The organism is Kribbella sp. NPDC050124, from assembly GCF_044460355.1.
Taxonomy (GTDB): Bacteria; Actinomycetota; Actinomycetes; order Propionibacteriales; family Kribbellaceae; genus Kribbella.
In genome coordinates this window covers 28,505-39,207 of record NZ_JBITJU010000043.1, presented here as the reverse complement: position 1 = coordinate 39,207, position 10,703 = coordinate 28,505, and the positions used below count along the sequence as shown (strand labels likewise).

Sequence of the window (10,703 nt, the reverse complement as noted above, 5' to 3'; positions counted from 1 at the left end):
AACAGCACCCTGCCGGAACTCGGCATCAAACTTCCTACGCGCCTCAGCCATCACCCTCACCTTCTAAAGGCGATGTCTCCACGCTACGAGGGGAAGCCCAGGGGTGACAGGGGGTCCCAGAGGTAGGTGGTGGTTTGGGCACCGGTGCTGGAGGTGGCTCGGCGGCCGTCGCCGGTGTGGGTGTAGGTGGTTTTGGCCGTGCCGGTGGTTGAGGTGATGGGTTTGCCGGCAGCGGACCAGGTGTAGGTGGTCGTGCCGTCGGACGTCAGGTTGCCGTCGGGGTCGTAGGTGTAGGCCTGGGCTTTCGGCGGGTCGAGCGGGTACGTCGCGGGCGCGGTGATGGATGCGAGGAGTTCGCTGCCAGGGCCGTACAACGACCACGTGCTCCCGGAAGGACGTCGCTCCCAGGTGCGGTTGCCGATCGAGTCGTAGTCGTAGCGGATGAAGTCCTGGGCGTCGTCGGTGCACTCGTCGACGCCGTAGCAGACCCCGGTCAGCCGGTTCAGGGCGTCATAGGTGTACGACGACTTGCCCGCAACCGAGTCGCCTGTCCGGACCACGTTGTCGGCGGCGTCGTACGAGGAGGTGATCGAGCGGACCGGATTGCCACCACGAGTCACCGTCAACGAGGTGGTGCGGTCGCGCAGGTCGAGCGAGCGGGTCTCGACGAGGCCGCCCGGGCGGGTTGTCGTGATCGTGCCGCGCGGGTCGTAGCGGTACGACGCCAGCGGCTTCCCGTCGACCGCTGCCGACGAAAGCCTGTCGACAGCGTCCCAGGTGTAGGTCTCGGTACGCCCGGCTGCGGTTCGCCCGATGAGGTTGCCGACTGCATCCCACCGGTAGGCGACCGAGCCGGCGGACGTCAGTTGGTCGAAGGCGTCGTACCCGAAGCGGGTCGTGCCGAGTGCCTCTGTCATCGAGGTCCGCCGGCCGACCGCGTCCCAGGTGAAGCTGACGGTCGGGGTCTTGTCGGAGTACGCGATCTTGGTCATCGCGCCACGCGGGTCGAGAGTGAACGACGCAGACTTGCCCGAAGGCAAGGTGGTACGGATCAGCCGACCCGCCTTGTCGTAGCTGAAGCGCCAGGTACGACCACCGAAGGTCGTGTCGACCGTGCGGCCGGCGGCGTCGTAGGAGAACGTCTGCTCCCGGCCGCTCGCGTCGACGCGCTTGGTCAGGCGACCGGACGCGTCGAAGGTGGCGGTGGCCTCCGGCAACGATGGTCTGGTGACGCCGACCAGAGCGCCGGTGTCGTCGTACCGGAACCGGGTGGTGTTGCCCCGGCCATCCGCTACGGTCGCCAACCGGCCCTGGCCGTCGTATGTCTGTCGCGTTGTGACGTCCAGCGGTCCGCGTTGCTCGAGCGGCTGATCGTCCGGCGTGTATGTGTAGGTGCTGACGCCACCGCGAGGTGAGGTCGCCTTGATCAGCCGACCCCAGCCGTCCACCTCATAGCGACCGACTCGTCCGCCTGGATCGGTGATGCTGACGAGGTCGCCGTCCTCGGAGTACGCGAACCGCGTGACGCGTCCGAGCGGATCGCGCGATCGAGTCACCAGACCTCGGCCGTCATACCCGACGCTCGACATCCGACCGCGGTACGTCGCCCCGACCGGGTTACCGCGGTCGTCGTAGGAGTACGTCGTACTGCGGCCGAGCGGGTCGGTCGTCGTCACCACGTCGTTCAAGCCGTTGTAGGACCGGCGGGTCACGTTGCCATCGGCGTCTGTCGACGAGACGACCCGGCCGAGGGCGTCGTAGGCGTGGCGTGCGCCGTGGCCGAGGCTGTCGAAGACGCGGATGAGGTTGCCGGCCGAGTCGTAGTGGAAGGTGACCGCAGCGCCGGTCGGGTCGACCTGGCGAACGAGCCAGTTCCGCTCGTACTCGTTGATCCACTTCCCGCCGGTCGGGTCGGTCATCGTCGACGTCCCGCGGATCCCGGCGGGGTCCCAGGACCAGGTCGACTTGCCGCCCTTCGCGTCCGTCTGAGCCGTGACCCGCCCGTCAGCGCCGTACTCGGTCACGAAGGACGGCTTCGCCGAGTCTCCGACGGTCCCCGACTGCAGGCGACCGTCGACGTACGCGTACCGCGTCTGAACTCCACCGGGTGACGTGACCCCGGTCAGCCGGCCGTCGTCGTACTCGTACCGCACGGTCCGTGGCTCGACGCCCGGCCCTGACAGGCGGACCGACGAGATCAGGCCGACCTCGTTGTAGTCGTAGGACAACGAACGTCGGCCATTCGTCACGGTCGCCACCCGGCCGGAGACGCGCTCGATCACGACACCTTGACCGTTCCGGTCGAGGATCGAGACAAGCTCCCCCGACGGCGAGAACCGCATCCGTAGCTGGTCGAAACTCGTCAGCACGTACTCGTTGCCGATCCGCGCCAGGCGGAAGCGGGCAACCCCGCGCTCGACCACGAACCCCGTCCCCTGCCGATCGAAGCCGATCTCCCGCCCGTCCGACCCCAGGTACCGCGCCCCACGCGCGTCGAACGTCAGCCGATCCGAGTACGACGCGCGCCACCCGCGACCGAGCGGACCGGCAGCCGAGTCGTTGGAGTTGTACGTCCGCGTCACCGACAGCGGGACGCCAAGCCCGTTCACCGAAGCATCTGATTCGGAAGCGACCAGTGCGCCGGTCAACGAGTTGACCGGGTCGGACTGCAGCGCGAACGGCCCGAAGAGACCGCGTGCCTGCAAGTCCGGCAGCGCGAACCCCGGTGCCCCCGCGTAGATCATCACGTTGCCGCTCGCCGAGCCCTTGCCGTTGGTCAGCGATGCACCCAGCAGCCCCGGCGAGCTCGTCAGCGCGCAGTCGACCGGCACCGTGACCGACCAGGTCAGTGACTGGGTCCGCGCCGGCTTGGGAGCCCGATAGTTCTCGCAGGGCCAGGCGGTCGCCTTCCAGGTGCGGAGGTCGGTGAGCTGGATGGCGCAGATGTTCCCTGACGGTGCAAAGGTCCGCGCCTGGAAGGTGAAGGTCTGGCCGGTCCCGGCGTGGGCGAAGCCGCCGTCGTGCGCGATCTGCGGGCCCTTGGTCAGGAGCTCACCGCCGGCGGTCACAGCGACGTCGACGTGCACACACGTGCCTGGCGGCGCGGCGTCGGCCGTTGCAGCAAGCGGGATCACCAGCAGCACACCGAGGAGTAGGGCGAGCAATCGCCGGACAGGGTTCATGGTCGCCTCCGCTCGGTTGATGGGCTGTCACGGAGAGTTTATGGAGATTGTGGGCTCTGTGGAGCGGATGATTACGGGCTGTGGATAACGGGAAGTGACCCTGGCGTGTGGGTGAGCGGGGTGTCGCCTACGATCTGCGGGAACGTAGTCAGGAAAAACGTTCGGATGATGGTCTGCCTGCTGGCGGGTCTGCCACCGAGAGTGTGAGGGTGTGGCTCATGAACATCGGTACTCGGAAGATCGTCGTCGACGAGGCGATTGCGCAGTTACGGCTGTACGCCGAGACGAACGGCGCCGTGCTGCAGTACTACGACGGTCTGCCGGGGATGACGTGCATCGGAGGGTCCGACCCGAACCGGATCACGCTCGAGGACCTGGCCCGGACGATGGTGATCGGCGCCGACCTGCGCGCGATGGACATCCCGTGGCTGCTCGAGGTGGAGGCGGAGAAGGAGCTCGCCGCGATCCCGGTCGAGGCGCGGCTGGAGGACGCGACGCCGGGCAGCGCGCTGTTCGAGGCGGCGATGGCGCTGGACGACAAGTTCACCGGCCACCGTGGGTTCGGGCACGCGAAGAAGTCCAAGCTGCTGCACCTGAAGCGGCCGTTCCTCTACCCGGTGACCGACAGCTTCATCCGGATGACCTACGGCTCGGCGTCGGCCGGCGCCGAGTTCCTGACCGCGGTGCACAACGACCTGGTCAACCCGGCCAACGTCCGCGACTTCAAGTTGCTGCAGGTCCGCCTGATCGCCGAGCCGGCCACGTCGGCCGCGCGGCTGCTCGGCGAAGTCCCCACCCTCCGCCTCCTCGACATCCTCGCGTCGCTGCTCGGCGAGGCTAAATGACCCCGAGCCGCGCCAGCGGCTCCACCAGCTCCCGCTCCTCGTAGGACAGGTGCGAGAGCAGCGTGTCGTCCAGCAGGTCGACAGCGGCCCGCAGACCGTCGATGCTGCCCGACCCGTCAACCAGCGCGACCAACGCCTTGTCCACGCCTTCCAGTACGTCGTGGATGATCCGGTGCTCCTCCTCCAGCCGGTCTACGACAGGAGCGAGCGCCGGATCGGCCCGCCGCAGGTGCGGGAAGAGTGAAGTGTCCTCGAGCGTGTGGTGTGTGGTCACCAGTCGGCAGTAGGACTCGCAGTACGTCCCCAGCGTCCAGTTGTTCTGCCGCATGGTCATCGTGTTGATGTGCGACCGCGCCTGCCCGACACCGATCGAGCCGGCAGCTACCTGCTCCACCAGATCCCGGATCTGCTCGAGCTCAGCACGCAGATGGTCGTGTACGTCGATCAGGTGCTGACCAGACTGCAGTTGGTACGGCGTGTACGTCCGCTCCGGGTCCGACGCCGGCCCGGTCGGCCGCTCCGACTCATCCAGCACCTGTACGGCGCTTCGTCGTACCGCAGGAGCTGGAGTCGGCACGACACCGAAGCCACCCTCGACAACCGGAGCGCGCTCAACGACCGCACCGGCGCGAGCAGCGGACACAGCCTCGCGGACACCACTGGCGACCTCGGCAAAGCGGCGGATGTCGTCCGGATTGTCCGAGCCCAGGATGTACGTGCTCATCCCCTCGCCCAGAGTCAGTTCGGCGAGCTGGTCGACCCACAGCTCCTTTGGCCCCTGCAGGAAGCCGCCACCGCGACCGTCGAACCGGCCTGACAGGTTGTAGAGCCGCCGTACCGACGCTGGGTCGCGTCCGGCCTCCACAGCGGCCTCGTCGATGATCTTGTTCATCGCGGCGAGCTCGTCGGGACCGGCATACGCACTGCTCGGCAGCCAGCCGTCGGCGAGCCGCCCAGTGACCGCGAGCATGCGCGGCTTGTAGGCACCGAGCCAGATCTCGACGTCGTGTGCAGGCTGCGGACCACGCTTGGCGCCGGCGACGGTGTAGTGCTTGCCGGGGAGGCGGATGCCACCGCCCTCCGGCGTCCACACCTCGCGCATGATCGCGATGGCCTCCTCCAGCGCCGTGATGCTCTGCCCGGCGGTCAGGCGCGGACCAGCGTTCGCAGCGACAGCGTCCAGGAAACCGCCGGCACCGAGCCCCAACTCGACCCGTCCGCCGCTGATCAGGTCCAGGGTGGCGACGCTGCGGGCGAGGACCACCGGGTGGCGCAGCGGGAGGTTGGCGACGTTCGTCGCGACCTTGACACGCTGGGTCTGGGCGGCGACGACGGACAACAGGGTCCAGGCGTCCATCAGGCGTGGCTGGTACGGGTGGTCCTGAAATGTGACCAGGTCGAGGCCGACCTGCTCGGTCAGTTGTGCCAGCGCGACCACTCGGGCCGGGTCGTCGACCGCCGGGGTCAGGAACGTGCCGAAGACCAGCTCGTGGCCGTAGTCCATGGTTCACCTTTCACCGTCTGTGGGACCACCAAACTACTTCGGCGCACCAATAATCTCAAGGACAGAATATCTACAAGAGATCAGAGCAGGCGAAAGGCTTGTTCCGGCGACAGGGTGGTCCCGGCGGCATGGGCGAGCTCGTAGTCCTCGTCCCCCAGCACAGCACGGGCTGCCGCCGCAGAACGGTCGTAGTCGCCGGACTCGGCAGGAGTGACCAGGTAGCCCTCAGCGGCGCGGGTCGCGTCTGTCGCACCCAGGAGCTGGGCCGCAACGCGTTTGTCCGGCAGACAGGCAGCGATGCCCTCCAGCGACCAGCACATGCCGCGCACCGACTCGTACTCCTCCGAGATGCGGAACGCCTCGAGGTGCAACTCAAGCGCCGCCACAGGATCGCCGCGCAGCTCCACGACGTACGCAAGCTCGGTCAACACCATCGACAAGTAGAGAACAGGATCCTTCTGTTTGCGCGCAGCATCCACCAGCGCGCGCAGACGCGTCTCTGCCTCGTCCAGTGCCCCGGTACGGCGAGCCGCATAGCCCAGCACGATCTCCGCGAGGGCCTGCGTCGACCGCTGATCCTGCTCGGTCGCCAGACGCAGTGCACGTTCGCCATGTGCGCGAGCGGCCTCGTAGTTGCCCTGCCTGATCTCAGTCCAGCCCAGCATCCCCAGGGACCCCGCGAGCTCCGGCCAGAGTCCAAGCTCCTCAGCCAGCTGCGCGCCTTCCCGCTGCAGCTGAGCTGCTCTGTCGAAGTCGCCGACGAACTCTGCATGTGCACTGAGCCAACTGGTCGCCTGCAGCACACCCCACCGGTCCCCCAGCGCCCGGAAGATGCGTTCACTCTCAGCAGCATCGGCATGCAGCGCCGTGACGTCGGACCGCACATGTGCGTGCTTGGCACGCGCCGCAAGCACGGCTGCGATCCCCCACTGGTCACCGTCCGCCTCGAACGTCTTCAGCGCGACCTCCAGCAGCGCCTGACAGGTGACCAGGTCCCCGACATCGCTGCCAGCAAAGGCGATCCACCACTGCGCACGAGCATCTGCCGTCTCAAGCCACCGGTCCCGCTCTGCCGCAGCAGCACTGTCGCCCTGCACGTACATGAACCCGACTCGCCAAGCACCCGCACGCGCTGAGCTCGGCACAGCCTCCAGTGACCGCAGAGCCTCGGCGGTCCGTCCACGCAGGTACCAGTACCAGGCCAGTGCGTCCACGAGCCGCTCAGCCAACTCAACCTGATCAGTGGCCACCGCCCGGTCCAGCGCGGTCCGCAGGTTGGCCGCGTCCTCATCGAGTAGCTGCAACCACCTACCCTGCGCACCGCCGTACAAGTGCGGCCGAGCCTCCTCGGCGAAGGACGTGTAGTACTCCAGATGCCGCTGCTGCACGGACTCCAGTTCGTCCGCTGCGCGCAGCTTCTCCACGCAGTACGCCGCCACAGACTCCAGCAGCCGGTATCGAGGCCCTTCCACTCCCTGCACCGGGACGACGAGCGACCGATCCACCAACCGGATCAGTACATCGAGTACGTCGAAACCGCACACCACCGACGCAGCCTCCGCCGTACATCCATCCGCATGTACGGCGAGCCGCCGCAGCACAGCCTGCTCGTCCGGGCTGAGCAGCTCCCAGCTCCAATCGATCATCGCGAGCAGCGTCTGCTGACGCGGCGCAGCCCCACGGTGCCCGGTCGCCAGCAGCCGGAAGCGATCGTCCAGCCGGGCAACCAGTCCACGCACACCAAGAGCGCGTACGCGCGTCGCAGCAAGCTCCAAAGCAAGCGGAATGCCATCCAGCCGTCGGCAGAGCACAGACACGTCGGCAGCGTTCTCAGCCGACAGAGCGAAGTCACGCGATGCGGCCGCCGCCCGAGCAACGAACAGCTGCACCGCACTGCACTCGTTCAGCACCTCGAGCCCGTCATCGCGCGAAGGCACGTCGAGCGTCGGCACGCTCCACACGACCTCGCCGGCCAGTCCTAGGGGCTCGCGACTCGTTGCCAACACCCGCAGCCCCGGAGCCCCGGCCAACAAGCGGTCCGTCAGCTCAGCGACCTCCGAGACGACCTGCTCGCAGTTGTCGAACACCAGCAACCGAGAGCCCATCACGGCGGCCAGCCGCTCCACCACGGTCTCCGGTGGTCCAGCGACATCCCGCACATCCAGAGCTGCCTGCACAGCGTCCGTCAACGAGCTGCTGACCGACAGGGCAGCTGGAGTCACCGCCGCCAGCTCGACCAGCACCACTCCATCGGCGAACCGGTCGGCGACCTCGGAAGCAGTAGCCAACGACAGCCGGGTCTTGCCCACGCCCCCAGGCCCGGTCAGCGTCACCAGCCGAGAAGACGCCAGACACGAGCTGACGTCGGCGACAGCCTCAGCGCGACCGATGAGCTCGGTCAGCTGAGCCGGCAGGTTGGAGCGTCGGCTAGGCAGCTCCTGCGTCAGGATCGACTGGTGGAGCGCGACCAGCTCCGGACTGGGGTCCAGACCCAGCTCCTCGGCCAGCAGCCGCCGCAGCTCGTCGTAGCTGTCCAGCGCCTCACTCTGCCGACCACTCCGGTAGAGCGCGCGCATGTGGCTCGCACGCAGCCGCTCACGCAGCGGATGCTCGGCAACGAGCGCAGCCAGCTCATCCACCGGCGCGTCGGCCCAGTCCTCGACCGCACTGAGCCGCTGCTCGTCCAGCCGGGCCACAGCTGTCTCCACGAAGGCCTCGTCCGCGAAGTCGGCGTACGCCGGTCCACGCCACAACGCGAGCGCCTCGCCCAGCTGTCCGGCGGCCACGCGGTCCGCGAAGGCCAGAGCGTCGTACGACGAGCTGTCGACGGTCAGCGAGTACCCGGCCGGGCCGGACTTGACCAGTGCGCGACTGCCAGGCTCGGCGTCCTCGAAGGCACGACGTAGCTGCGACACCTTGGCGGAGAGCGTGCCCGCCGGGTTGCCGGGGAGCTGCGAACCCCAGAGGTCGTCGATGAGGCGGTCGGCCGGGACCGGGCGGCCCTCGTGCACGAGGAGGTCGGCCAGCAGGGCACGGACCTTCAGGCCCTGGATGGTGACGGGCTCCCCCGCGTCCGTCCAGGCAGTGACCGGCCCCAGCACCCCGAAACGCATGGCCGCACCCTAACCGCCGTACCGGCCTTACGGCGCCACCCAAGCCGACCGGAAAGAAACCGTAAACGGGTTCCGGCAGAGTCTGGGTCATCAGAAAGGAGGCAGCAGATGCGACTGGCAGTGATCATCGGCAGCACCCGCAACGGGCGGTTCGGACCGACCGTGGCCCACTGGCTCGCCCGCCAGGCCGACAAGCAGTTCGACGTGGACCTGATCGACCTCGCCACCGCGAACCTGCCGACCACACTGCCCGACACCGACGACGAGACCCCCGCCGAGGTCGCCGTACTGGCTCCGCGGCTCGCTACGGCGGACGCGTTCGCCGTGGTGACCCCGGAGTACAACAGCAGCTTCCCGGCGCCGCTGAAGACCGCATTGGACTGGTACTACGACGAGTGGAACGCCAAGCCGGTCGCGATCGTCAGCTACGGCCGGGAGACCGGCGGCCTGTACGCGACAGCCCAGTTGCGGCAGGTCTTCACAGAGCTCCAGGCCGTCACCATCCGTCACACGGTCGCACTGCCCTGCTACTGGGAGCAGTTCACCGCCGACGGCGACTGGCCACGGCCGTCGGCCGGCTACGAGGCCCAGGCCAAGCTCATGCTCGACCAGCTCGTCTGGTGGGCCCGAGCACTCCTGGATGCACGCACAGCACGCCCCTACCAACAGTAAGGAAGAAGAAGATGCGCAAGCTGATCGAGTCCACCTTCATGACCACCAACGGCGTCATCGACAACCCGCAGGACTTTTCGCCGCCCTACTGGGACGACGAGCACGCCGCCTACTCGCAGGGCCTGATGGAAGGCGTCGAGGCGCAGGTGCTCGGCCGGGTCACCTACGAGGGCTTCGCGGAGGCCTGGATGCAGCGCAGCGGCGACCCGTTCACCGACAACTTCAACGCGATGCCGAAGTACGTCGCCACCCGCACCCTGACCGAGTTCACCTGGAACGCCCGAGCGCTCGAGGGGGACGCGGCCGAGGCGGTCAGGAAGCTCAAGCAGGAGGACGGCGGTGACCTGATCAAGTACGGCACGGGTGCGTTCTCGAAGACCCTGCTGGAGCACAAGCTGGTCGACGAGTACCACTTCTGGATCTTTCCGGTGCTGGCGAGTGGAGCGAAGCTGTTCGACGACGTCGACATCGCCATCACGCACCTGGAGCTGCTCGGCACCACCACCTTCAAGTCCGGCATCGTCGTCCACAAGCTGGCCCCGAAGTCCTGATCCGTCACGCCCCAGCCGGTCACCGAAGTCATTCGGTGGCCGGCTGGATGCTTGTCCGCGCACTGTGTGGGTACCGGCTCGGTCTCGGGGATGTGAGGCGGCGCTGGGGACCGCCTGCCTAAGGTCCTCGCGACCCGTTCACCGGATCGCCAGGTCTGCACAGTGAATTCGGACTGGAGGTCTGATGGATACCGTCCTGACAGTCGTCATCGTCGTCGTTGTGGTGGTCGCGGCGGCCGCGCTGCTGTTCATGTACCAGCGCAGACGCTCGGGTGAGCTGCAGCAGCGGTTCGGCCCGGAGTACGAGCACACGCTCGAGGAGTCCGGCGACCGGCGCAGCACCGAGCGCGAACTGCGCGAGCGCCAACGCCGCGTGTCGAAGCTCGACATCACCCCGCTGAGCCATGAGTCGGCGGAGCACTACCGGGCCGAGTGGGCTCACGTGCAGCAGAGTTTCGTCGACCAGCCCGCGGCCGCCGTCGCCGACGCCGACCAACTGGTCGTACGGATGATGCGCGAGTCCGGCTACCCGGTCGACGAGTTCGACCAGCGGGTCAGCGACATCTCGGTGGAGCACCCGGAGGTCGCCGCGCACTACCGCGACGCGCACCGGGTCGCGGTGGCCCAGGCCAAGGGCGAGACCGACACCGAGGAACTCCGCCAGGCCGTCACCGCGTACCGGTATCTGGTCGAGGCACTGCTGGCCGACAGCACGCCCACAACTGACGTGAAGGAGCAAGCATGAGTGCACAGGATGACCGCCGTACGACGGACCTCCGCGACGACGACGTGTTGACGCCGGACACCCGCGAGGACGACGTGCGCACCACAGACGA

General features: G+C 67.8%; 7 protein-coding genes. 4 read left to right on the top strand and 3 right to left on the bottom strand.

Going from position 1 to position 10,703, the window contains the following annotated elements:
• Positions 1 to 83 precede the first annotated feature (83 nt).
• The gene (locus tag ACIBL3_RS45460) at positions 84 to 3,182 is read right to left on the bottom strand and encodes a DUF6531 domain-containing protein (protein WP_396360269.1); all 3,099 of its coding nucleotides are present in this window, start codon (positions 3,180 to 3,182) and stop codon (positions 84 to 86) included.
• Positions 3,183 to 3,400: 218 nt separating this feature from the next.
• Between ACIBL3_RS45460 and ACIBL3_RS45455 the strand changes: the two genes are divergently transcribed.
• Positions 3,401 to 4,027 carry a DUF6308 family protein gene (locus tag ACIBL3_RS45455; RefSeq protein ID WP_396360268.1) on the top strand — a complete coding sequence of 209 codons (627 nt, stop codon included), beginning with the start codon at positions 3,401 to 3,403 and terminating at the stop codon, positions 4,025 to 4,027.
• On the opposite strand, the gene ACIBL3_RS45450 is transcribed toward ACIBL3_RS45455, so the two are convergent.
• Together ACIBL3_RS45450 and ACIBL3_RS45445 are read right to left on the bottom strand one after the other, a co-directional pair.
• On the bottom strand, positions 4,020 to 5,531 hold the full coding sequence (locus ACIBL3_RS45450; RefSeq protein WP_396360267.1) for an LLM class flavin-dependent oxidoreductase: 1,512 nt from the start codon (positions 5,529 to 5,531) through the stop codon (positions 4,020 to 4,022). The two genes, ACIBL3_RS45455 and ACIBL3_RS45450, sit on opposite strands and share 8 nt — an antisense overlap.
• 80 nt (positions 5,532 to 5,611) lie before the next feature.
• Positions 5,612 to 8,644: a BTAD domain-containing putative transcriptional regulator gene (locus tag ACIBL3_RS45445; protein ID WP_396360266.1), complete on the bottom strand. Its 3,033-nt coding sequence runs from the start codon at positions 8,642 to 8,644 to the stop codon at positions 5,612 to 5,614.
• Positions 8,645 to 8,752: 108 nt separating this feature from the next.
• Between ACIBL3_RS45445 and ACIBL3_RS45440 the strand changes: the two genes are divergently transcribed.
• From ACIBL3_RS45440 to ACIBL3_RS45430, 3 genes are all read left to right on the top strand, one after another.
• Positions 8,753 to 9,316: an NADPH-dependent FMN reductase gene (locus ACIBL3_RS45440; protein WP_396360265.1), complete on the top strand. Its 564-nt coding sequence runs from the start codon at positions 8,753 to 8,755 to the stop codon at positions 9,314 to 9,316.
• Between the two features lie 11 nt (positions 9,317 to 9,327).
• Entirely contained in the window at positions 9,328 to 9,867 is a 540-nt protein-coding gene (locus ACIBL3_RS45435) for a dihydrofolate reductase family protein (protein WP_396360264.1), read from the top strand.
• Positions 9,868 to 10,051: 184 nt separating this feature from the next.
• Positions 10,052 to 10,612 (top strand): hypothetical protein, encoded by a 561-nt coding sequence (locus ACIBL3_RS45430; protein ID WP_396360263.1) that lies wholly within the window; start codon positions 10,052 to 10,054, stop codon positions 10,610 to 10,612.
• Positions 10,613 to 10,703 lie beyond the last annotated feature (91 nt).